General features: G+C 44.8%; 20 protein-coding genes and 1 pseudogene. 13 read left to right on the top strand and 8 right to left on the bottom strand.

The features are described from left to right. Window positions 1-13: 13 nt before the first annotated feature. A complete protein-coding gene (locus AB4154_RS19600; RefSeq protein WP_372123895.1) occupies window positions 14-826 on the top strand; it encodes a 4'-phosphopantetheinyl transferase superfamily protein in 813 nt (270 codons plus the stop codon). Between the two features lie 75 nt (window positions 827-901). Here the strand turns inward: AB4154_RS19600 and AB4154_RS19605 are convergent, their stop codons facing one another. After that, window positions 902-1,309 carry a thioesterase family protein gene (locus tag AB4154_RS19605; RefSeq protein WP_136974224.1) on the bottom strand — a complete coding sequence of 136 codons (408 nt, stop codon included), beginning with the start codon at window positions 1,307-1,309 and terminating at the stop codon, window positions 902-904. 346 nt (window positions 1,310-1,655) lie between these two features. Between AB4154_RS19605 and AB4154_RS19610 the strand changes: the two genes are divergently transcribed. The 3 genes from AB4154_RS19610 to AB4154_RS19620 all read left to right on the top strand — a co-directional run bounded on the left by AB4154_RS19610 (window position 1,656) and on the right by AB4154_RS19620 (window position 4,835). Next, window positions 1,656-2,651 (top strand): TRAP transporter substrate-binding protein, encoded by a 996-nt coding sequence (locus tag AB4154_RS19610; protein ID WP_016788636.1) that lies wholly within the window; start codon window positions 1,656-1,658, stop codon window positions 2,649-2,651. A 64-nt stretch (window positions 2,652-2,715) separates the two neighbouring features. Beyond that, window positions 2,716-3,471 carry a TRAP transporter small permease gene (locus tag AB4154_RS19615; RefSeq protein WP_029235189.1) on the top strand — a complete coding sequence of 252 codons (756 nt, stop codon included), beginning with the start codon at window positions 2,716-2,718 and terminating at the stop codon, window positions 3,469-3,471. A 2-nt stretch (window positions 3,472-3,473) separates the two neighbouring features. Further along, window positions 3,474-4,835 (top strand): TRAP transporter large permease, encoded by a 1,362-nt coding sequence (locus AB4154_RS19620; RefSeq protein WP_017060625.1) that lies wholly within the window; start codon window positions 3,474-3,476, stop codon window positions 4,833-4,835. Between the two features lie 54 nt (window positions 4,836-4,889). Here the strand turns inward: AB4154_RS19620 and AB4154_RS19625 are convergent, their stop codons facing one another. From AB4154_RS19625 to AB4154_RS19635, 3 genes are all read right to left on the bottom strand, one after another. Beyond that, window positions 4,890-5,063 carry a hypothetical protein gene (locus AB4154_RS19625; RefSeq protein WP_170962805.1) on the bottom strand — a complete coding sequence of 58 codons (174 nt, stop codon included), beginning with the start codon at window positions 5,061-5,063 and terminating at the stop codon, window positions 4,890-4,892. A gap of 78 nt (window positions 5,064-5,141) precedes the next feature. After that, window positions 5,142-6,491 (bottom strand): sigma-54 dependent transcriptional regulator, encoded by a 1,350-nt coding sequence (locus tag AB4154_RS19630; RefSeq protein ID WP_136974223.1) that lies wholly within the window; start codon window positions 6,489-6,491, stop codon window positions 5,142-5,144. Between the two features lie 29 nt (window positions 6,492-6,520). Beyond that, window positions 6,521-8,341 carry an ATP-binding protein gene (locus AB4154_RS19635; RefSeq protein WP_017060622.1) on the bottom strand — a complete coding sequence of 607 codons (1,821 nt, stop codon included), beginning with the start codon at window positions 8,339-8,341 and terminating at the stop codon, window positions 6,521-6,523. A gap of 163 nt (window positions 8,342-8,504) precedes the next feature. On the opposite strand from AB4154_RS19635, the pseudogene AB4154_RS19640 reads away from it, so the two are divergent. The 8 genes and pseudogenes from AB4154_RS19640 to AB4154_RS19675 all read left to right on the top strand — a co-directional run. Continuing rightward, window positions 8,505-8,687, top strand: a pseudogene (locus AB4154_RS19640) (hypothetical protein); the annotation flags it as partial. A gap of 294 nt (window positions 8,688-8,981) precedes the next feature. Next, window positions 8,982-10,280, top strand: a complete 1,299-nt coding sequence (gene tig, locus AB4154_RS19645) for a trigger factor (protein WP_017065881.1) — start codon at window positions 8,982-8,984, stop codon at window positions 10,278-10,280. Window positions 10,281-10,385: 105 nt separating this feature from the next. Continuing rightward, window positions 10,386-11,012, top strand: a complete 627-nt coding sequence (gene clpP / locus AB4154_RS19650; protein WP_004736080.1) for an ATP-dependent Clp endopeptidase proteolytic subunit ClpP — start codon at window positions 10,386-10,388, stop codon at window positions 11,010-11,012. A gap of 81 nt (window positions 11,013-11,093) precedes the next feature. Continuing rightward, on the top strand, window positions 11,094-12,374 hold the full coding sequence (gene clpX / locus AB4154_RS19655; protein ID WP_009847283.1) for an ATP-dependent protease ATP-binding subunit ClpX: 1,281 nt from the start codon (window positions 11,094-11,096) through the stop codon (window positions 12,372-12,374). 132 nt (window positions 12,375-12,506) lie between these two features. Further along, entirely contained in the window at window positions 12,507-14,858 is a 2,352-nt protein-coding gene (gene lon, locus AB4154_RS19660; RefSeq protein ID WP_017060619.1) for an endopeptidase La, read from the top strand. 169 nt (window positions 14,859-15,027) lie between these two features. Beyond that, a complete protein-coding gene (locus AB4154_RS19665) occupies window positions 15,028-15,321 on the top strand; it encodes an HU family DNA-binding protein (protein WP_012604504.1) in 294 nt (97 codons plus the stop codon). A gap of 219 nt (window positions 15,322-15,540) precedes the next feature. Then, window positions 15,541-17,406 carry a peptidylprolyl isomerase gene (gene ppiD, locus AB4154_RS19670; protein ID WP_372123897.1) on the top strand — a complete coding sequence of 622 codons (1,866 nt, stop codon included), beginning with the start codon at window positions 15,541-15,543 and terminating at the stop codon, window positions 17,404-17,406. Between the two features lie 224 nt (window positions 17,407-17,630). After that, window positions 17,631-17,930, top strand: a complete 300-nt coding sequence (locus AB4154_RS19675; RefSeq protein ID WP_017060617.1) for a helix-hairpin-helix domain-containing protein — start codon at window positions 17,631-17,633, stop codon at window positions 17,928-17,930. Here the strand turns inward: AB4154_RS19675 and rrtA are convergent. Beyond that, on the bottom strand, window positions 17,921-18,469 hold the full coding sequence (gene rrtA, locus AB4154_RS19680; protein WP_372123899.1) for a rhombosortase: 549 nt from the start codon (window positions 18,467-18,469) through the stop codon (window positions 17,921-17,923). The two genes, AB4154_RS19675 and rrtA, sit on opposite strands and share 10 nt — an antisense overlap. 9 nt (window positions 18,470-18,478) lie before the next feature. Here rrtA and AB4154_RS19685 point away from each other — a divergent pair, with 9 nt between their 5' ends. After that, window positions 18,479-19,078 (top strand): tRNA-uridine aminocarboxypropyltransferase, encoded by a 600-nt coding sequence (locus AB4154_RS19685; protein ID WP_017060615.1) that lies wholly within the window; start codon window positions 18,479-18,481, stop codon window positions 19,076-19,078. Window positions 19,079-19,104: 26 nt separating this feature from the next. Here the strand turns inward: AB4154_RS19685 and AB4154_RS19690 are convergent, their stop codons facing one another. The 3 genes from AB4154_RS19690 to AB4154_RS19700 all read right to left on the bottom strand — a co-directional run bounded on the left by AB4154_RS19690 (window position 19,105) and on the right by AB4154_RS19700 (window position 22,652). Beyond that, window positions 19,105-20,448, bottom strand: coding sequence for an anti-phage deoxyguanosine triphosphatase (locus AB4154_RS19690; RefSeq protein ID WP_017060614.1), 1,344 nt, complete (start codon window positions 20,446-20,448; stop codon window positions 19,105-19,107). A 55-nt stretch (window positions 20,449-20,503) separates the two neighbouring features. Next, on the bottom strand, window positions 20,504-21,088 hold the full coding sequence (gene yfbR, locus AB4154_RS19695; protein ID WP_017060613.1) for a 5'-deoxynucleotidase: 585 nt from the start codon (window positions 21,086-21,088) through the stop codon (window positions 20,504-20,506). Window positions 21,089-21,419: 331 nt separating this feature from the next. Then, window positions 21,420-22,652: a pyridoxal phosphate-dependent aminotransferase gene (locus tag AB4154_RS19700; RefSeq protein WP_017060166.1), complete on the bottom strand. Its 1,233-nt coding sequence runs from the start codon at window positions 22,650-22,652 to the stop codon at window positions 21,420-21,422. Window positions 22,653-22,896 lie beyond the last annotated feature (244 nt).

Raw genomic sequence — 22,896 nt, forward strand, 5'->3', positions numbered from 1 at the left:
GAGTGCTCAAAAGATGGAAACACCAGTCGTTGATTTGTGGCTTTGTTCTCTAAGCAATTTGGATGAAGGTACTGATCATGTGTCGTGCCTTAAACAGAAACTGACCGACGATGAAGTCGCTAAGGTTGAGCGTTATCGAATGCCTTCATCTCAGATCCAAGCGCTCTATGTTCGTAACTACTTACGAGAGGTTCTGTCGATCTACTCTGATTTGACGGCTGAAGAGTGGCGATTTGAGTATGGTGAAAAAGGCAAACCAAACTTGATTGCAGAGCAGCAACACAAAACCGGACTGAATTTCAATATTAGCCACAGTCAAGATCATTTACTGATTGCTGTCTGCCGAACGAAAGGGCAACCACTACAGCTTGGGGTGGATATAGAACATGCAAGAAGCTCGACCAACATCGCGGCGATCATGAAGCATTACTTTTCGGAATTTGAGATTAACGATTTACTCGAGCTGGATGAGGTATCTCAAAGAGAACGTTTTTTTGATTTGTGGGCACTGAAAGAGTCGTACATCAAAGCGACAGGTAAGGGGTTGGCCACATCATTGAAAAGTTTTTCGTTCGATTTTTCCAATCTAACTCAACAAACGCTGCCAGTTCATTCGTCGGGTTTACGACCAGAGTTACATGGAGGAATCATTGTCCATAACGGTGTAGGGTTGGATGCTGCTGAAAATGACAATACTTCAACAGATTGGCAATGCAGTTTAGGAAGGCTGGATAACCAGTTTCGATTTGCCGTGACGCTTGGTGGTGCAACGCTTCCTATGCAATTAGAGATTAAGTGCTTCCCCAAATCGAAGCTACTTGGCTGAGTTTACGTTCGTTACACTAGAACCTTTAGCTTCTAATCTTGAACACGGCTCGCTCTCAGCCATTCGTAATATTGGCTAACTCGTTTCGCCAAGCATCGCTTTTAATACTTCTGCGGGTACAGCCTGAAGTTGTTTGTCTTTATCTAGGCAAACCATCTCGATATCACCAATCACGGCAGGTTTGGTTGCATCTTTACGCCATACCTCTTGTCGCCATAAGGTTTTGTATTTGCCATCGAGCTCAAAAGAGGTTCGGATATCGCAGATCTCTGCGAACTCAACGCCGTCTTGAAAGGTCATATTGGCTTTATACACCGCAAACCCCAGTCCATGTTCATTCCACAACTCTGCCAGTTTATCGCTGCCCAACACATGCTCGCGCGCACGCTCAAAGTATTTAAGAAAGTTAGGGTGATAAACCACACCTGAGTGATCGGTATCTTCGTAGTAAATCTGTACTGGGTGATGGTAGATCTGACTCATGGGTAGCAACTCTTGGTAAGTAGTGGATCAGTAAATCTGACTAAGTTGTGCAGCACTCTACAGGATAGGTTGAAATTACTTCAAGGCATCATCGTGAAAGGGGCTTTTGGTCAGACCTCATTTATCACTGATGCTTTGGTCAACTCCCACCCATTTACAAATATTCTATGTGTCATTTTCCACCCATTAATTTTTGTAGCGAGTTAGCGACAACTGCAGGCAGATCTGATGAAGCCTTGCGGTTAAAGGTTTGTTAATGAGTTGTGTCAATATGGCGCGCTAATTGCCTTAGTGAAAGCACGCAGTTCCCATTGAAGGGCTGCTTTGTTTACTAAGGAGAATAATAATGTTTAAGCCTCTTACCCTGCTGTCTGTATCTGCTCTGGCGCTCACAAGTTTTAATGCTGCTGCAAACTGTGACCCTGGTGAAATCGTGATTAAATTCAGTCATGTAACCAATACCGATAAGCACCCGAAAGGCATCGCCGCTTCTTTACTGGAAGAGCGAGTAAACACAGAAATGAATGGAAAAGCTTGTATGCAAGTTTTCCCTAACTCAACACTTTACGATGATAATAAGGTACTGGAAGCCCTGTTAAATGGTGATGTTCAAATGGCGGCGCCATCGCTGTCAAAATTTGAGAAGTTCACTAAGAAATACCGCATTTTTGACCTTCCTTTCCTATTTGAAGACGTAGAAGCCGTTGACCGTTTCCAAAACTCAGAATCTGGTGAAAAGCTGAAGAACGCGATGAAGCGTCGTGGCCTGCAAGGTCTTGCGTTTTGGCACAATGGCATGAAACAGATGTCGGCGAACAAACCTCTTATCAGCCCTGAAGATGCAAAAGGTTTGAAATTCCGTGTTCAAGCATCGGATGTATTGGTGGCTCAGTTTGAACAACTAGGCGCTAACCCACAGAAGATGTCTTTCAAAGAAGTGTACGGTGGCTTGCAAACTAAAGTTATCGATGGTCAAGAGAACACATGGTCAAACATCTACGGTAAGAAGTTCTTTGAAGTACAAGACGGCGTGACCGAAACTAATCACGGTATCTTGGATTACCTAGTTGTAACGTCAAACGACTTCTGGAAAGACCTACCTGAAGATGTACGCACACAGCTTGGCACTATCGTTCAAGAAGTGTCTGAGACGCGTAACGCAGAATCTTCAAAAGTTAACCTAGCGAACAAAAACAACATCATCGAAGCGGGTGGTGAGGTTCGTACACTTACGCCTGAACAGCGTGAAGCATGGGTAGCTGCACTTCAACCAGTATGGAAGAAGTTTGAAAAAGACATCGGTTCAGACCTTATCGATGCAGCGTTAGCTTCAAACCAATAACACCGCTAAGGGAGTGGCGAGTATTCGTCACTCCTTATTAAAACAATTATAAGCGGAGTCAATTATGGAAAAGCCTCAAATGGAACAACCAAATTCTAGCGAATCAGCACTGGAAACCTCTCTTTTTTCCAAAGTCGGAAGAGTTACGGATGTGATTGAAGAGTCACTAATCGCATTTTTCCTTGGCGCAATGACGCTACTTACTTTTGCCAACGTGGTATTTCGATACGCATTCAATGACAACATCTTATGGGCACTGGAACTGACCGTGTTCATGTTTGCTTGGATGGTGTTAGTGGGCGCATCTTATGGCGTTAAAAAACACTTCCACATTGGTGTTGATGTGATCATCAACCTTGCCCCAGAAAAGCTACGCAAAGTGTATGCGCTCATCGCCGTGACAAGCTGCCTAGCATTTTCAATCTTACTTCTTATCGGTTCTTGGAATTATTGGTACCCATTCGCGACCGATCGCGCATGGTACGAGACCGACGATATTCCAATGCCAGAGATGCTTCAGTTTCTTGCTGACTGGCTGAATGAAGGCGAGCGATACGAGAAACTGCCACGTTTTATTCCTTATATGGCGCTGCCGATTGGTATGGCAATGCTAACGTTCCGTTTTGCTCAAGTTGCTTACCAAGTCGTCACAGGCAAGCTTGACCGCATGATTGCAGGACACGAAGCCGAAGAAGAGCTGGATGCGTTGAAAGCAGACGTGCTAGCGGGCCCTGACGAAGATGCAACAGCGGTATTGAATTCGACTCCGCAGAACAAAGCGAATGAGTCGAGTACAAAATCTAACGGTAAGGAAGACTAATCATGGCAATGTTATTTCTATTTTTAATGGTAATTGCTTTCATGTTGGTCGGTGTACCAATTGCAATTTCCCTCGGTTTATCGAGCGTAATATTCTTATTGATGCACTCAGATGCGTCATTAGCTTCAGTCGCACAAACGCTGTTTAATGCATTTGCAGGCCACTACACACTCTTAGCGATTCCTTTCTTTATCTTGGCCTCTAGCTTTATGTCTACTGGTGGCGTGGCGAAACGTATTATCCGTTTTGCTATCGCGATGGTGGGTTGGTTCCGCGGCGGCTTGGCGATGGCGTCGGTTGTGGCATGTATGATGTTCGCAGCCCTTTCTGGTTCATCTCCTGCAACGGTAGTGGCGATCGGTAGTATCGTTATCGCAGGTATGATCAAAAACGGCTACTCAAAAGAGTTCGCGGCAGGGGTTATCTGTAACGCAGGTACGTTGGGGATCTTGATTCCACCGTCCATCGTGATGGTGGTATACGCGGCGGCGACCGATGTATCGGTAGGTCGTATGTTCTTAGGTGGCGTTATTCCTGGTTTGCTGGCGGGTGTGATGTTGATGATTGCTATCTACATCGCAGCACGTATTAAGAAGATTCCGGCACAGCCATTTGTGGGCTGGGGCGAGATGTTCGCAGCTGCGAAAGATGCGAGCTGGGGCTTGCTGCTGATTGTCATCATTCTAGGTGGTATCTACGGCGGCATCTTTACTCCGACAGAAGCGGCGGCAGTGGCTGCGGTGTATGCCTTCTTCATTGCCAACTTTATCTATAAAGATATGGGGCCTTTCGCTGACAAGAACAATACAAAGCCTGCTTTGGTTAAGGTGTTCCAAACGTTTTTCCATAAAGACACCAAAGACACACTTTACGATGCAGGCAAGCTGACGATCATGCTGCTGTTTATCATTGCCAATGCTCTGATTCTTAAGCATGTACTGACCGAAGAACGCATTCCTCAAATGATCACTGAGTCTATGCTATCTGCGGGCTTGGGTCCGATCACCTTTTTGATTGTAGTAAACGTTTTACTCTTGATTGGTGGGCAGTTCATGGAGCCATCAGGCTTGCTGATCATCGTTGCTCCTTTGGTATTCCCAATTGCAATTGCGCTCGGTATCGACCCAATTCACCTAGGTATCATGATGGTGGTGAACATGGAGATAGGGATGATAACGCCGCCTGTCGGGCTCAATTTGTTTGTGACCGCAGGTGTCGCGAAGATGTCGATGATGAACGTGGTAAAAGCCGCATTGCCGTGGGTTGGGGTGATGTTCTTATTCCTGATTATCGTCACTTACGTACCTTGGGTATCAACATGGTTACCAACCACCTTGATGGGACCAGAGATCATAACCAAGTAGCTATTTGAGTCATTCACTGACATGGAATTTAATCCATAAAAAATGAGGAGGTCGCTAGACCTCCACATCTATATTTCTGCCACGATTTGAATGAGGCTTTATCTGCTCATACAAAGCGCGTTTTGCCTCTAATTCTGGCGTGTGTAGATCGACATGATTGTCAGCATAAAAAATACCATCTATCTCGAAAGTATCGGTAATCGATGGCACTTTTGTTTTCTCACCCATAACCACTGCCTTATTATATTTATTGCATAACATCCTGTTGTCGAAATAAGTATAGGTGATCTTGCTCCCAAATCTAATTTAGTTTGGTTCTACCTTATAAGATTCTTTCGTTAGCTGGTGCTTTTGCATCTTATCGTAGAGGGTTTTCCTCGGTAATTGCAGCCTCTCCATGGTCTCTTTTATACTGCCATTGCATTCAATAAGTGCCTGCTTCAACGTGTTTTTTTCAAAGTCAGATACCAATTCTGCCAAAGACAGTTCTTGAGTAGTTTCAGTGGCGCTGTCTGATAAGTGAGAAAGCTTACCTAAAAGTACAAAACGCTCTGCAGTATTACGTAATTCTCGAACATTTCCCGGCCAATCATGAGCCAAAAGTGCGTGCAGCTCCTTTTGTGGAAGGGCAGGGGCAGTCTTGCCATAACGCGCCGCAGCGACCAGTAAGAAGTGGTGGAAGAGTGCTGGGATATCTTCTTGTCGGCTTCTTAACGGCGGTAAATCTAAGGTCACAACATTGAGTCGATAATAGAGATCTTGGCGGAAAGAGCCTTCTTCAGCGGCTTTCTTTAGGTCGACTTTGGTTGCTGCTATCACTCGAATATCTAGTGGCACTAAACCGTTTGAACCAACTCGCTCAATAACGCGTTCTTGTAAGACGCGTAATAGGCGAATTTGTGCCTGCATCGGCATGGATTCAACTTCATCTAAGAATAGAGTTCCGCCTTGAGCAAACTCGAATTTACCCACTCGCATGCTTTCTGCGCCCGTGAATGCCCCTTTTTCATGGCCATACAGTTCACTCTCAATCAGGTTTTCAGGAACAGCACCACAGTTGACCGCGACAAAGTTTTGCTCTCGACGGCTGCTTTGTTCATGCAGAGAACGTGCTACTAACTCTTTACCTGTACCTGTCTCGCCAAACAATAATATATCGGCATTGGTGTCGGCAATATGGGTGATGATGGAGCGCAGCTCAGTCATGGATTGCGTATCACCAATGATTCTAGGGCCGAGCGCTTGGCTGGCTTTGAGTGAACGTTTTAACTCAAGGTTCTCTAGTGTGAGCTGACGTTTTTCTATCGCTCGCTTAGTGGTTTCGATTAGGCGTTCATTAGCGAAAGGTTTTTCAATGAAGTCATAGGCGCCGTATTGGATGGCTTGAACGGCCATTGAAATATCGCCGTGACCAGTAATCATGATCACGGGGATCTCTTTGTCTTTGTGCATCACGGTGTTGAGCAGATCATGCCCGGATAGACCTGGTAGACAGATATCAGTGATGATCACGTGAGGTAAGCCGTTTTCTTGAATCGCGAGCAGAGCAGACTCCGCATCGGGAAAGAATTCGGCATCAATGTCGGCGAGCTCGAAGCTCTGTTCAATCGCCATTCTTAGATCGGATTCATCATCAATGAAATAGACGTGACACATAGTGATTCCTTTACTTCTTTGTATTCTGGTTATTGCTGAGTTTTTGTTTGCTGTTCATGTCCAACAAGGGGCAACTCTATGCTGATTCGAGCACCGCCTTGAGGGCTACTACCGGTAACGAGCTTGCCATTTATTCCGTTGATTATTTGTTGAGAAATCGATAGCCCAAGTCCAAGTCCGTTTTTCTTGGTGGTATGGAAGGGTTCAAAAAAGTTTCCGCTAGAAGGGGAGGTGAAGCCGGGGCCGTTATCATCGACATGAATTAGCAAGGTATTGGCTTGTTGATGGTCGGACTCTCTAATCTCTAACAGAATAGCTAATTGTTTGTCATCTTGTTGTTCCACCGCCTGAATCGCGTTGGTCAGCAGGTTAATGATCACCTGTTCCAGTTGAATGGCGTTGGCGAGCACGCAAGCATCAAAGGTCTCAGGGAGTTCGTTGACCTTAACTCGCTCGCTCTTGAGTTGTGGCTTCATCAGCTCTTTCGATGAATGTAAAACTGGGAGTATTTGTAAGGTGTGTAGCTCTTCCGCAGTAGATTTTTTGGCGAACGAGCGAAGCTGGTGGCTGATTTTCGCCATACGATCAGTGAGTGCCGAGATTCGCGATAGATTGTCATCGACACGATCGGTTTTTTCTTTGGCAAGAAACAATCGGCCGTTGTCGGCATAACTGCGAATCGCGGCAAGCGGGTTATTCAGTTCGTGACTGATGCTCGCTGACATCTGCCCTAGCACTGCTAGTTTGGCGGCTTGGATGAGCTCGTCTTGGGTTTGCCTCAGAACATGCTCGGTTTCGATACGGTGTTTGATCTCAACATGTAACTCCGATGTACGTTCAAGCACTTGAAATTCGAGTTTTTGCTTGGCTTCGGATTGCAGCCTGTCTATCTGTGCTCGTCTTTGTTGTCTATGGTGGTTGAGCTGCATTGTTAGATAAATAATCGCAAAGATTAGGCTCAAAACCACAAGGTAAGCAACCAAGTCCCACCAAACTAAGTGGGTTGGAGAAAATACCCGTATGGTGAGTCTTGGTTCGGCTAGGAAACGCGAAGAACTAAAGAACTGCTCTTGGACGAGTTTGTGTGGCGACTCAATACGACTGGTGGCACTGTCTAAATCGCCGGAGAAGTGCAGGCTTTCTATTTTTGTATCGAGATACTGCCTGCTTTCTTGAATTCGAGTGTGTTGTACTTCGCTTAGCGGCTGAAGGCTTTTGAACAGCCACTCAGGGTTACTCGACATAAATACAATTTGATCTTTATCGTCAGCAACAAAAAAACTCTGTTTGCCTTTCCAACTTGCTTCAATCAGCGATAAATCCATCTTTACGACAATGACGCCAATAATCTCGGCGGCATAGGAGACGGGGTAAGAATAATAATAGCCTCGCTTTCCAGAGGTTGAACCTAGCGCAAAATATTGATTTTCATTGCCAATAATCGCTTCTTGAAAGTAGGGGCGGAAAGCAAAGTTACGACGAATAAAAGAACGCGGTTGATTCCAGTTACTGGCTGCAATGGTGGTGCCGATACTGTCTAGTAGGTAGGTGTCGGATGCTTGAATCACCGAGTTTACGTGCTCTAGATAACGATTAGTGAGTTCGATTTGCGCAGAGTTACTTGGAGAGTGCAGGGCATCGACCAGCTCTTTGTCTTTTGAAAGCAGCTCGGGAATGTGCGCGAACTTATCCAATTGGCTTGAAATATGAACAGAAAAGCGGTCCAGCTTAGATTGATGATCATTTAACAAACTTTCATGGCTCGTGCTCCACACCCAATGACCGCCAAACACCATCAGTAAACTGTATGTGACCATTAACAGTATTGGGATTTTAAAAGCTTGAAACATGAAGGCTCTCCGCTGATTTCTTTGGTAAACAATCAAGCCTGTCTTCTCTCGTTTATGGTAGCAAATAGCGGTAGTTTTTGCTGAAAGCAGAGAGTGAACAGATGGATGTAGGTTAAGGGTTTGTAACGGGGATTGTTGAAAAAGTTATCGACTCTGAGGGGTAAAACAAGAGCAAGATCTCTTTTTAAGGTTTTTAGCAAAAAAAGCCCTCGATTCCCTTGAAAAAGTCGCTATTGTCCCCATTTCTGTTGTGCTAAGTGATGATTTGATCGTTTTTGTATCACTTAGTTGGACGAATTTAGAGCATTCATCATCATGCAGAGGTGAACGGCTCGACAGAGATTAAACAGATCGCTAGAATGTCGCGTCTAAAATTTCTGTCCTGAGGCTAATCGGAGATACCTTTCTTGTTTCTGAAAACAAGCTTTATTGCGTTTTAATCGACGTGTGAAGAACGAAGATATCGCTGATTAGTCTGGTGTTTGGTTGAATAATCAATTCAGACATCAATGCTCGATTTTAAATTAGGTGTTCGGATAGAGCACTACACAAGGATGCAGCCAACAACGTCTGCTTTTGAATTAAAGCTAAGTTACGGCTCATATGCTCAGATTACTGAGCCAGTTTTGAGGTTTATATAATGCAAGTTACTGTTGAAACGCTAGAAGGCCTAGAGCGCCGTCTTAATATTACTGTTCCTGCTGCTAACATCGAAGATGCAGTTACAGCTGAACTACGCAACATCGCGAAAAACCGTCGTTTCGATGGTTTCCGTAAAGGCAAAGTGCCAATGAAGATGGTTGCTAAAATGTACGGCAAAGCAGTACGTCAAGACGTGATGGGCGAAGTAATGCAACGTCACTTCATCGAAGCGATCGTTAAAGAGAAAATCAACCCAGCTGGCGCACCTACTTTCGCACCAGTTGAAAACAACGAAGGCGCTGACCTAGTATTCAACGCAACTTTTGAAGTTTACCCAGAAGTTGAGCTGAAAGGTCTAGAAAACATCACTGTTGAGAAACCAGCAGTAGAAGTTAAAGAAGCTGACGTTGAAGAGATGATCGAAACTCTACGTAAGCAACAAGCAACTTGGACTGAAGTTGAAGCTGCTGCTGACGCTGGTTCTCGTGCAACTATCGACTTCGTTGGTTCTATCGACGGTGAAGAGTTTGAAGGCGGCAAAGCTGAGAACTTCCCACTAGAGATGGGCGCTGGTCGCATGATCCCTGGCTTCGAAGACGGTATCGTTGGTAAAACAGCAGGTATGGAATTCGAAATCGACGTAAACTTCCCAGAAGATTACCACGCTGAAAACCTAAAAGGTAAAGCAGCTAAGTTCTCTATCAAGCTGAACAAAGTTGAAGCTCGTGAACTTCCAGAACTAAACGAAGAATTCGTTGCTAAGTTCGGCGCAACTGACGGCGTTGAAGGTCTTAAAGCTGAAGTTCGTAAGAACATGGAGCGTGAGCTTAAGCAAGCTGTTAAGAACCGCATCAAAGAGCAAGCTATCGACGGTCTAGTTAACGAAAACAACATCGACGTACCTTCTGCTCTAATCGATCAAGAGATCGGTGTTCTACGTCAACAAGCTGCTCAACGTTTCGGTGGCAACACTGAAGCTGCTGACCAACTTCCACGTGAGCTGTTCGAAGAGCAAGCTAAACGTCGCGTAGTTGTAGGTCTTCTTCTTGGTGAAGTAATCAAGACTGAAGAGCTAAAAGCTGACGACGAGAAAGTTAAAGCTATCATCGAAGAGATGGCTACAGCATACGAAGATCCAACAGAAGTTATTGCTTACTACGAGCAAAACGAGCAAATGATGAACAACATGCGCAATGTTGCTCTAGAAGAGCAAGCTATTGATGCAATCATCGCTAAAGCTCAAGTTTCTGATAAAGAAGTTAGCTTCAACGAGCTAATGAATCAGCAACCTGCTTAATATAGTAATATCTGACGTAGAAGGTTGACGTACGGTCAACAATTCTGCTAACAATGGTCCGTATGATTTAATCATTCGGGCCATTTATTTTAGGGACATAAGAATATGAGCTACCAAGAAAAAAATACAATGCCATCGATTATGGACGCACTAGTTCCTATGGTGGTTGAACAGACTTCCCGTGGTGAACGTTCTTACGATATTTATTCTCGTCTATTAAAAGAACGTATCATTTTCTTAACAGGTCAAGTGGAAGACCACATGGCAAATCTTGTCGTGGCTCAACTGCTTTTCTTGGAATCAGAAAACCCAGACAAAGATATCTATCTTTACATCAACTCACCTGGCGGTAGCGTAACAGCAGGCATGTCTATCTACGACACAATGCAGTTCATCAAGCCAAACGTGAGCACAGTATGTATGGGTCAAGCTTGCTCTATGGGTGCATTCTTACTAGCGGGTGGTACTCCTGGTAAGCGTCACGTGCTTCCAAACTCACGTGTAATGATTCACCAGCCACTTGGCGGCTTCCAAGGCCAAGCGTCTGATATTCAAATTCACGCGCAAGAGATCCTAACGATCAAACAAAAGCTAAACAAACTATTGGCAGAGCACACTGGTCAGCCTCTAGAAGTTGTTGAGCGCGATACAGATCGTGATAACTTCATGTCTGCTGATCAAGCAGTAGAATACGGCTTGGTGGATTCAGTTCTTAATCACCGCGGTCAATAATTGCAGGGCAATTGTTTAACGCAAAGTGATTCAAATTGATATACACTCAAGCATAGAGAGTTAAGGCTAAGAGGTTAGCGAATGACAGATAAAAGCAAAGAGGGTGGTAGCGGTAAACTGCTTTACTGCTCTTTCTGTGGCAAAAGCCAACACGAAGTTCGCAAGTTAATCGCAGGTCCTTCTGTTTACATTTGTGATGAATGTGTCGATCTTTGTAACGACATTATTCGTGAAGAAATTAAAGATGTTCTTCCTAAGAAAGAATCGGAATCGCTGCCAACGCCGCGTGAGATTCGTGAGCATCTTGACGACTATGTAATCGGTCAAGAATACGCGAAGAAAGTGCTAGCAGTTGCAGTTTATAACCACTACAAGCGTTTACGTAATGGTGATACGACAGCTGAAGGCGTAGAGCTAGGTAAGAGTAACATTCTTCTTATCGGTCCTACTGGTAGTGGTAAAACACTACTGGCTGAAACATTGGCTCGTTTCCTAGACGTTCCTTTCACAATGGCAGACGCAACAACACTAACCGAAGCGGGTTACGTGGGCGAAGATGTTGAAAACATCATCCAGAAGTTGCTTCAGAAATGTGATTACGACGTAGCGAAAGCGGAACGCGGCATTGTTTACATCGATGAAATCGACAAGATTTCTCGTAAAGCTGAAAACCCATCAATCACGCGTGACGTGTCTGGTGAAGGTGTACAGCAAGCTCTACTAAAACTTGTTGAAGGTACAGTAGCTTCAGTTCCACCTCAAGGTGGTCGTAAGCATCCACAGCAAGAGTTCTTGCAAGTGGACACGTCTAAGATCTTATTTATCTGTGGTGGTGCGTTTGCAGGCCTAGATAAAGTGATTGAACAGCGTGTAGAAACAGGTTCAGGTATCGGCTTTGGCGCAGAAGTGCGTTCAAAAGATGAAACCAAAACTATCGGTGAATTGTTCACTCAAGTAGAACCTGAAGATCTAGTGAAATATGGTCTGATTCCAGAATTCATTGGTCGTCTACCTGTGACAACAACACTGACAGAGCTTGATGAAGAAGCGCTAATCCAAATCCTATGTGAGCCAAAGAATGCACTTACAAAACAGTACGCAGCATTATTTGAGCTTGAGGATACAGAGTTAGAATTCCGTGAAGATGCTTTACGTGCCATTGCTAAGAAAGCAATGAACCGTAAAACAGGTGCTCGTGGTCTACGTTCTATCTTGGAGGGTGTTCTACTAGAAACTATGTACGAACTGCCATCTTCAACTGATGTAAGCAAGGTTGTGATTGATGAGTCGGTAATTAATGGTGAGTCAGAACCACTATTAATTTACAGCAACTCAGATAACCAAGCAGCTGTTGCAGAGTAGGTCTTTTTTAGACAAGTCACTCAAATTGAAAAAGGAGGTAAGCAATTACCTCCTTTTTTTTATTCTTCCATTGAATCCAGTCGTTTAAGCCCCATATACTGCTTTATAAGTTAAAGCGGAAGAGAGAAATATATGAACTTGGAACGTTCCGAGCGTATCGAAATCCCCGTGCTACCTCTACGTGATGTAGTGGTTTACCCACACATGGTTATTCCATTGTTTGTTGGTCGTGAAAAATCGATTACTTGCCTTGAATCGGCAATGGAAGCTAACAAACAAGTACTACTTGTAGCGCAGAAAGAAGCGGACACTGATGAGCCTTCAATTGACGACCTATTTAAAGTAGGAACTGTCGCTACCATTCTTCAGTTACTAAAGCTCCCTGATGGTACTGTTAAAGTGCTTGTCGAAGGTCAGCAGCGTGCAAAAATTCACCAATTCAAAGAAAGTGAGTTTTTCTTAGCGGACGCAGAATACGTTGTAACCTCAGAACTTGACGAAAAAGAACAAGAAGTGGTTGTTCGCAGCGCGATCAATCAATTCGAAGGCTTTATTAAGCTGAACAAAAAGATTCCACCAGAAGTTCTAACATCTCTGAACGGTATTGATGAGGCAGCTCGCCTTGCTGATACGATTGCTGCACACATGCCACTTAAACTGGTAGACAAGCAGCACGTTCTAGAAATCTTAGATGTGACTGAACGTCTGGAATTCTTGATGGGCCAAATGGAGTCAGAAATTGACATCTTGCAAGTTGAAAAACGCATTCGTGGCCGCGTTAAGAAGCAAATGGAAAAATCTCAGCGTGAGTACTACCTGAATGAGCAAATGAAAGCGATTCAGAAAGAACTTGGCGAGATGGACGACGCTCCTGATGAATTCGAGACTCTGAAGAAGAAGATCGAAGACTCTAAGATGCCTCAAGAAGCTCGTGAAAAAACCGAGCAAGAACTGCAAAAACTGAAAATGATGTCGCCAATGTCTGCTGAAGCAACAGTAGTACGTAGCTACATTGATTGGATGGTGGGCGTTCCTTGGGCTAAGCGTTCAAAAGTGAAAAAGAATCTAGCGAAAGCGGAAGAGATCTTAAACGAAGACCACTACGGCTTAGAGCGTGTTAAAGAACGTATTCTTGAATACTTGGCAGTACAAAACCGTATCAACAAGCTAAAAGGCCCAATCCTTTGTCTTGTTGGTCCTCCTGGTGTAGGTAAAACCTCGCTAGGTCGTTCGATTGCTGCGGCAACGGGTCGTAAGTACACGCGTATGGCACTTGGTGGCGTTCGTGATGAAGCTGAGATTCGTGGTCACCGTCGTACGTACATCGGTTCACTTCCGGGTAAACTGATCCAGAAGATGTCTAAAGTTGGTGTTAAGAACCCACTGTTCCTATTAGATGAGATCGATAAGATGTCTTCTGATATGCGTGGCGACCCATCTTCAGCACTTCTAGAAGTTCTAGATCCAGAACAAAACAACGCATTTAACGATCACTACCTAGAAGTAGATTACGATCTGTCAGATGTTATGTTCGTGGCAACATCGAACTCGATGGACATTCCTGGGCCTCTACTGGACCGTATGGAAGTGATTCGTCTATCTGGTTACACAGAAGATGAGAAGCTGAACATTGCTAAGAGCCATTTACTGGACAAGCAAGTTCAACGCAACGGTCTTAAGCCTCATGAAATTGAGATTGAAGACTCTGCAATCATCGGCATCATTCGTTACTACACGCGTGAAGCGGGTGTACGTAGCCTAGAGCGTGAAATCTCAAAGATCTGTCGTAAAGCAGTGAAGAACATCTTGCTAGACAGCGATCTTAAGTCTGTAACGGTTAACATTGATAACCTGAAAGAGTACTTAGGTGTTCAACGCCACGACTTCGGTAAAGCGGATGAAAGCAACCGTATCGGTCAAGTAACAGGCCTAGCGTGGACTCAAGTGGGTGGTGATCTACTGACTATCGAGACCGAAGCAATGCCGGGCAAAGGTAAGCTAACGCAAACTGGCTCACTTGGCGACGTGATGAAAGAGTCGATTCAAGCGGCAATGACAGTGGTTCGTTCTCGTGCTGAAAAACTGGGTATCAACTCAGATTTCTACGAAAAACGTGACATTCACGTTCACGTACCAGAAGGTGCTACACCGAAAGATGGCCCGAGTGCGGGTATCGCAATGTGTACTGCACTTGTCTCTAGCTTGACGGGTAACCCGGTTAAAGCAGAGGTCGGTATGACAGGTGAAATTACCCTTCGTGGTGAAGTTTTACCTATCGGTGGCTTGAAAGAAAAACTGCTTGCTGCACACCGTGGCGGCATCAAAACTGTACTGATCCCTAAAGACAATGAGCGTGATTTGGAAGAGATTCCAGACAACGTAATCGCTGACTTGAAGGTGATCCCGGTTCAGTGGATTGATGAAGTACTCAAAGTCGCGCTAGAACGAGATCCGTCAGGGGTCGAGTTTGACGTGAAAAAATAGTGATGCATAGCAAAAATAAGTAAAGAATTACGCTGATAGGCCCGAAAAGGCTTGTCAGCGTTTTTTTTGGACGCTAAGTTATTGATCAAAGCGGCAGCCCTTTTGCAATAAGGCTTGCGGCTAAATTAAAACCAAAATGGAACGTACAGTCATCAAGAAGTAGTCACAGATGACACATAGGGGAAAAACAGTGAATAAAACACAACTAGTAGAATCAATCGCAGAAAACGCAGACATCTCTAAAGCTTCAGCTGGCCGCGCTCTAGACGCATTCATCGAAGCAGTTGGCACAACGCTACAATCAGGCGACCAAGTTGCACTTGTTGGCTTTGGTACTTTCAGTGTTCGTACTCGTGCTGCTCGTACAGGTCGTAACCCAAAAACTGGTGAAGAGATCCAAATCGCAGAAGCTAAAGTACCTGGCTTCAAAGCGGGTAAAGCACTTAAAGACGCATGTAACTAATTTCTACGGCTGAAACCTCGGTTTTGCGAGGGGAAGGCTGTAAAATGCGTTTACTGTTTGAAAAATGATGTTTCATTCTTAAACAGTATGTGTACAAAGCACATTGAACTTATTTAAATTATGCGCATCCTACTGATGCGCATTTCTTTTTCTGATAATATCGCGTGATTAGATTTTTATTTTGAAGCCAATGCTTCATATCCGGAGAGCACTTAAATTATGATGGATCGATTACGCGAAGGCGTGAATAGCATCGCGGTAAAAATTATCCTTGGGTTGATTATCCTGTCATTCGTATTCGCAGGTGTAGGCAGCTACATCACCGGTGGCGGTAACAACGCAGCAGCTAAAGTTGGCAACACAGAAATTGCTCGTGGTGAGTTCGAACAGGCTTACCAAAACGAACGTAATCGCATGCAGTCTCAACTTGGCGATTACTTCGCTCAAATGCTTGCAGACCCTGCATACGTAGAGTCTTTCCGTAAATCAGTACTTGATCGCATGATCAACGATGTACTGCTTGAGCAGCAAGCTGAGTCTTTAGGCCTACGAATCAGTGATTCTCAAATCCGTACCATGATTCTAGAAATGCCTCAGTTCCAAACAGCTGGTCAATTCGACCAAGAAGTTTACCAATCGGCACTACGTCGTGCAGGTTTCAGCGCAGAGAGCTTCGCTGAATACATGCGTCGTGACCTAATGCGCAACCAGCTTGTGACTGCACTTCAAGGCAGTGAATTCGTTCTTCAAGGTGAAATCGATACTCAGAGCAAGCTTATCGCACAAACTCGTGACATTCGCACAGTGACACTGTCTGTTGCTGACCTTGCGAAAGGCATCGAGCTAACTGACGAACAGATCGAACAGTACTACCAAGAGAACCCTGCAGCTTACACTCGTCCAGAGCAAGCGAAGGTATCTTACATTGAGCTTTCTGCTGAAGCACTTAAGTCTCAGCTTGAAGTAAGCGATGAAGAAGCGCAGAAGTACTACCAAGAGCACCTAGACAAGTACTCAACTGAAGAGCAACGTAAAGTTAGCCACATCTTAGTTCAAGGCGATGACGAAGCGAAAGCTCAGTCTATCCTAGACGAACTAAATGCAGGCGCTGATTTTGCTACGCTAGCGGAAGAGAAATCTGACGACTTCGGCAGTGCTGACGTTGGCGGTGACCTAGGTTGGATCGAACGTGATGTGATGGACCCAGCATTCGAAGACGCGGCTTTCGCTCTTGAGAATATTGGTGACACGACTGGTCTAGTTAAATCTGATTTCGGCTACCACATCATCAAGCTCGACGAACTAAAAGCGTCTCAAGCTCAGCCTTACACTGAAGTAGCGGCAGAGATTAAGCAAGAGCTTCTAGACCAGCACGCTGTAGACCAGTTCTACGAGCAACAAACTGAGCTCGAAAAAGTAGCGTTTGAATTCCCAGATTCTCTTGATGATTCTGCAGAAGCTATCAATGCGAAGATCACAACAACAGATTTCATCTCTCAAATTGACGCTCCAGAAGTTCTGATGACGCCTGCAGTTATGCAAGCTATCTTGAGCCCTGAAGTGAAAGAAGACGGTCTAAACTCGGAAGTTATCGAAGTTGCACCTGAGCACGTAATTGTTGTTCGTGTAGAAGAGACTCGTGATGAGACAGTTCTTCCTCTAGCTGAAGTGAAAGATCAAGTTGTCGCTGCACTGTCTGCTGTACAAGCAGAGCAGCAAGCGGTTGAGCTAGGTGTTTCTCTAGTGAACGAACTTGAGCAAGGCAATGAAGCAGTACTAGCGGACAACAACCTTGAGTTCACTGAACTTGAAACGATTGACCGTAACTCGCCATTAGCGGCATCTGTATTCGCTCTAGCGAAACCAGAAGCAGGTCAAGCTGTGTTCGGTCAATCTAAAGACCAAGACGGTAATATCGTTGTTGTTGAGCTTTCTAAAGTAACGGCTGAGATCAACCCAGCCTACAGCACTCAAATTGGTGCACAGTTGGAGCGAGTTGGTAACCAGCAAGACCTGACTAACGTATTAAACGTACTTCGTAAAAACGCAGACGTTGAATACTACGTAGTGGGTCAAGGTCAGTAAGCGTTTGATTACCTCAGTAGCAAGCTCAAGTTAGAGCTTACTACTGAAATCAACACGTGATTGTTAGGCTTTAATTCAGATTTGTGAGCCAACAAACAAGCTGATGAAAATAAGATGTATAACGAAGCGGGTCACTTAGGTGATCCGCTTTATTTTTATCTGGTGATTGTGTTATCTAGCGCGGCAAATGCATAAGTTACGTTTTTTGAACAAAGGAACTATTTATGCGCACGATATATTCAACACTAATTCTTTCATTTCTGATGCTCTTAAGCCCTGCCGTGTTTGCAGACAGCCCAACCAAGGCTGAGCTTTACGAAGGCATTGAGATTACGGTCAACATCAATACCGCGACGGCAGAAGAACTTTCAGCACTATTGGTTGGCGTGGGTGACAAGAAAGCCAAAGAAATCGTCGATTACAGAGATCAGAACGGGGCATTTACTACTGCTGATGATTTGGTGAGTGTCAAAGGGATAGGTGAAGCGACGGTTGAAAAGAACCGCGAAAGAATTCAACTTTGACCCGTTTTTCTACTTGTTAGAAATGAAGCGATAGATATGAAGCCTCCGGCCAATGCACCTGCTAGGTGGGCTTCAATCGCGATACGAGCATTAATCAGTTCACCAGTCGTGCTAGAAGGGCCAATAAGCTGCTCCCAAGCGATTTTAGCGACTAACCCCAACACTAACAGCCAACTAGACTTCCTGCCGTTTAAAGCCTCTCTGAGCGCGAATAAGCCAAACAACCCATGCAAAGTGCCCGATAGGCCAACGTAGATCTGAATACTTGAAAACAACAGAGCGACGCCAGTCACTAAACTGATCACAAGCAAAGCAACAACAAGCTGTTTTTTACTCGGTTGAAACAGGTAGCTGATGATCCACAAGCCTGCTAGATTCATCAGAAGATGCGAGTAGTTGGTATGTGAAAAGTTTCCTGTTAGGATTCGCCACCATTGCCCATCGGCAATCGCATTGCTATCCCAAACGACCCAAGCTTGTATTGGCTCAAATTGGAATAAGACGCATAAAAGTGAAATGAAAATTAAAACAGGGTACACATTAAATCCATGTCTCGTTATTGCCCCCAATGCAGCAAGGCTTTGAAAGCTTGTATTTGTCAGTGGGTTACACCACTCGAATCGAATGTTGAGCTTATCATTCTTCAGCACCCATCAGAAGAGCATCGTCCGATGGGAACAGCGCGTATTCTCTCGTTATCTCTTAATAACAGCGTGACGTTTGTTGGCGAAGACTTTTCAGACAACGAACAACTCAACGCATTGTTGTGCGATGAACAGTATCAACATGTGATTTTATACCCAAGCGAAAACTCTGTTTCAGTTGAGTCGGCGACATCTCCCAATAAGAAGCTGCGTGTGATTTTATTGGATGGCACGTGGAAGAAAGCATTCAAGATGTGGCAAGTATCGAGTAACTTGCATGCGTTGAACACGGTTCATTTACCGAAAGATCTCAAGGGTAATTACCGAATTCGCAAAGCACCCAGTGAAAATAGCCTTTCAACCGTTGAAGCTGGCTATCATTTACTTAGCTTGTTAGAGCGTGATGGCGACTTTAGCCCTTTGCTAACGGCATTTGACCAAATGATTCAGTTTCAAATCAATCAAATGCCGCCGGGCGTGTTTGAGAAAAACTACTTAGATTAAGCCGTTTTAGTAAAGTGAGTCAGGAATTAAAACTCGGTATGAGCTGAGAACAGTTGCTGATGCATTTTCTGCGCAAGATCATCAGTCATCGATGAAATGTAATCGGCTATCACGCGCATTTTTCGAGACTCATCTTGATGTTGTAGCCATTGCTTCTTGATGGGCAGTGGCAGCAAGCGTTCAGGATCTGCGCTGAATGCTTCAAACATATCCATGATGATCTGTTGACCTTTGTATTCGATGACCTGAACCTGTGGCACTTGAATAACGAACTCGCTGACAAAGTGTTTCAGCTTATCGAGTGTGCCGTCCATGCTCGGCTCGAGCACCGCATTGTAAGCCAACAGTACATTCTCAAAGTTAGCCTCCACTCGCTTAATCGAGATACTGGTCAACAGTGCGTTGACTATCCCACCAATCGCATCCTTTCGACGATACTGTTCACCAGAGAAAAGCATCTCTGTAATTGAATCTAGGTGTTCACAAATCCATGGGTCGGCCATCTCTTTCAGTTGAGGGTAAGCCGATTCGACCCACTGAGCTTTGGTCACAGAGCCAAGCACAATCGCATCTTCTAAATCGTGCACGCCATACGCGATGTCGTCAGCAAGTTCCATGATCGAACAATCCAGTGACTTATATTTGGTCTTGTTGTGCTCAAGTGGCTCGGTATGCGTTTTTCTTTTCTGTTTTAGGAGCTGTTGGTCGCTGCTTGAAAGCGGTTCAAGCACCCAGTTAAACAACTCTTCATCATGATCGTAGATGCCTTTTGCTGGCATCCAATCTTTAGCTCGGAGTTGTCGTTGATGCTTAACGGGTTCAGACTGCAATTTAGCTTGAACCTCACTCAGCAGAGAAGGGTACTTAATTAGACCTAACAAAGTGCGTCGAGATAGGTTCATCCCGTGATGTTCAGTGTAAGGTTCTAGCTGTGTGACTATGCGAAACGTTTGAGCGTTGCCCTCAAAGCCGCCGTGGTCGCGCATCATGTAGTTGAGTGCGACTTCGCCGCCATGTCCATAGGGTGGATGACCGATGTCGTGAGCCAAACACAGTGAATCAATCAAACTGTCTGAGGGTAATAGATCTCGAAATTCGGGCTGCTTTTTCTTCAGTTGAGCGACGATACCGGTGCCAAGCTGAGCGGCCTCAAGAGAGTGGGTAAGGCGCGTTCGGTGAAAGTCGTTGACCGTGGTGCCATGGATCTGGGTTTTCGCTTGTAAGCGACGGAAAGCAGCAGAGTGAAGCACGCGCGCACGGTCACGCTGATACGGGCTGCGGTGGTCATCCCGTCTTATTTTATGTTCATCGTCATTTCGATGCTGCCATTCTTGTTCGAGTACAAAGGGTGGTTCGAGTTGAGAATTCAAAATAGCACCTATCAAATTGATTTTATTTAGCTAATTAAAAACAACTTATACCCAGCTAGCTTATCTCGTCTAGTGATAATTCAAAGCTCGGTGCGAATGTGGTGAGAAAGTAGTCCATTTCTGGGCTTTTGCGTTGTTCGAGTGTCTCTTCCAATCGGCGCTTGGCTTGCTCGTATTCATGATTGCCCGCACTGAGCTCTTCCAAGCATTTCAGGTACGCACAGATAGTATCTGCCTGCTTGACGATGCTTTGCTCTTCTTTACTCGCAGTACCAGATATTAAGAAGGGGGCGAAGTCGTCTCTGAACTCTTCTGGCAACATCGAAAGCAGTCTTTGTTCTGCCGCGGCTTCTATCTTCTTATACTCTTGTGCAATATCCGGGTTGTAGTATTTAACTGGCGTTGGCAAATCACCCGTCAGTACCTCACTGGTGTCGTGGTACATGCCAAGCAGAGCAATGTGCTCGGGGTTAAGCTGACCATCAAACTTCTTGTTTTTGATCAGTGCCAAGGCGTGTGCCACGAAAGCAACCTGTAGGCTATGTTCTGAAATGTTCTCGCTTGATACCGAACGCATCAGGGGCCAGCGTTGAATTAGCTTCATGCGTGCGAGATGGGCAAAGAAATGGCTCTGTTTCATAAATGTCCTTATAGTACCAATCGTAGTAAATAACTGGTCATCCTAGCTTGTTAAAAAACTCGATAACTATGTTAGAATTTTTGATTGTAGAATAACTACTTATCGAAAAATTCTGCCTTGTTCTCAAGCTTTTTCCCTACGCTATTTCTGAACACTTACTTACTGTGATTGGTATAAACAATACTCCACTCGTATCTTGTGTTTGCACAGGGATACGAGACAGCGGATACAAAAAAGGCTCCTAAACAGGAGCCTTTTAAGCATAGAAGTGAATGAATACAAGTTAAAGTCTTTTAAAACAGCAAATTGTAGCCATCTTTCTTTGTGCTCATTAACCTTCGATGAGGTCGTCTTGGCTGTAAGTCTGTAAGAAGCGCTCTAAACGACCAATTGCGATTTCTAGATCTTCGATGTGCGGCAGAGTCACGATACGGAAGTGATCCGGTTTCGGCCAATTGAAGCCCGTACCTTGAACCAATAGCACCTTCTCTTGCTTAAGGAAGTCGAGTACAAACTTCTGATCGTCTTTGATGTTGTACATGTTGGTGTCGATTTTAGGGAACAGGTACATTGCACCTTTCGGTTTCACACAAGAAACGCCAGGGATCTTGTTGATCAGTTCCCATGCACGGTCACGCTGTTCAAGCAGTCGACCGCCTGGAAGAATCAGCTCATTGATACTCTGATAGCCACCGAGTGCGGTTTGGATAGCGTGTTGCATCGGAACGTTGGCACACAAACGCATTGAGGCCAGCATTTCTAGCCCTTCTACATAGCCTTTCGCTAGGTGTTTAGGGCCTGTTAAGAACATCCAACCACCACGGAAACCACATACACGGTAAGCTTTAGATAGGCCGTTGAACGTGACCATTAATACGTCTTCAGCAAGCGTTGCCACTGAAGTGTGTACCGCACCGTCGTAAAGTACTTTGTCGTAGATTTCATCGGCGAAGATGATCAAACCGTGCTCACGAGCAATCTCAACCACTTGTAATAGGAAATCACGGCTGTATACCGCGCCTGTTGGGTTGTTCGGGTTGATAAGAACGATGCCGCGCGTCTTTGGTGAGATCTTCGCGCGCATGTCGTCTAAATCTGGATACCAATCAGCATCTTCATCACACATGTAGTGAACCGGTGTACCACCAGAAAGCGCAACAGACGCTGTCCATAGTGGGTAATCCGGAGCGGGAACTAAGATTTCATCACCATTATCCAGTAGCGCTTGCATAGACATAACGATAAGCTCTGATGCGCCGTTACCAATGTAAACGTCTTCTACATCAAGGTTACGTAGGCCTTTTTTCTGGTAGTGCTGAACAACCGCTTTGCGGGCTGAATAGATGCCTTTCGAGTCGCAGTAACCTTGAGATGTCGGTAGGTTACGGATTACGTCAACAAGGATTTCATCAGGGGCGTCAAAACCAAATGGGGCGGGGTTACCAATATTAAGCTTCAGTATTTTATGCCCTTCTTCTTCCATGCGCTTAGCATGTTTGAGTACAGGCCCCCTGATTTCGTAGCATACGCTGTTGAGTTTTGACGACATCCCGATATTTTGCATTGCCGATTTCCTGAAATTAATTTAAATACTTTATTAAAGTACCGCAAAATGGCGTTTGATAGAATAAAAATCTGATGAATGTCGCATTTCAGTATCACGTTTAGCCTTTTTGTTGTCACTCTTTTCTAAATTTTAATTAATCGCTTTCTTGGTTATTGGCTAAGATGAATAAAGGGGCGGGATCGCTTAAAATCACAGGAATGTTGAAAAGATATAGTACATTCTTGATCTAAGTGGGTACTGC

This window comes from Vibrio sp. 10N.286.51.B11, assembly GCF_041469245.1.
Lineage (GTDB): Bacteria > Pseudomonadota > Gammaproteobacteria > Enterobacterales > Vibrionaceae > Vibrio > Vibrio crassostreae_C.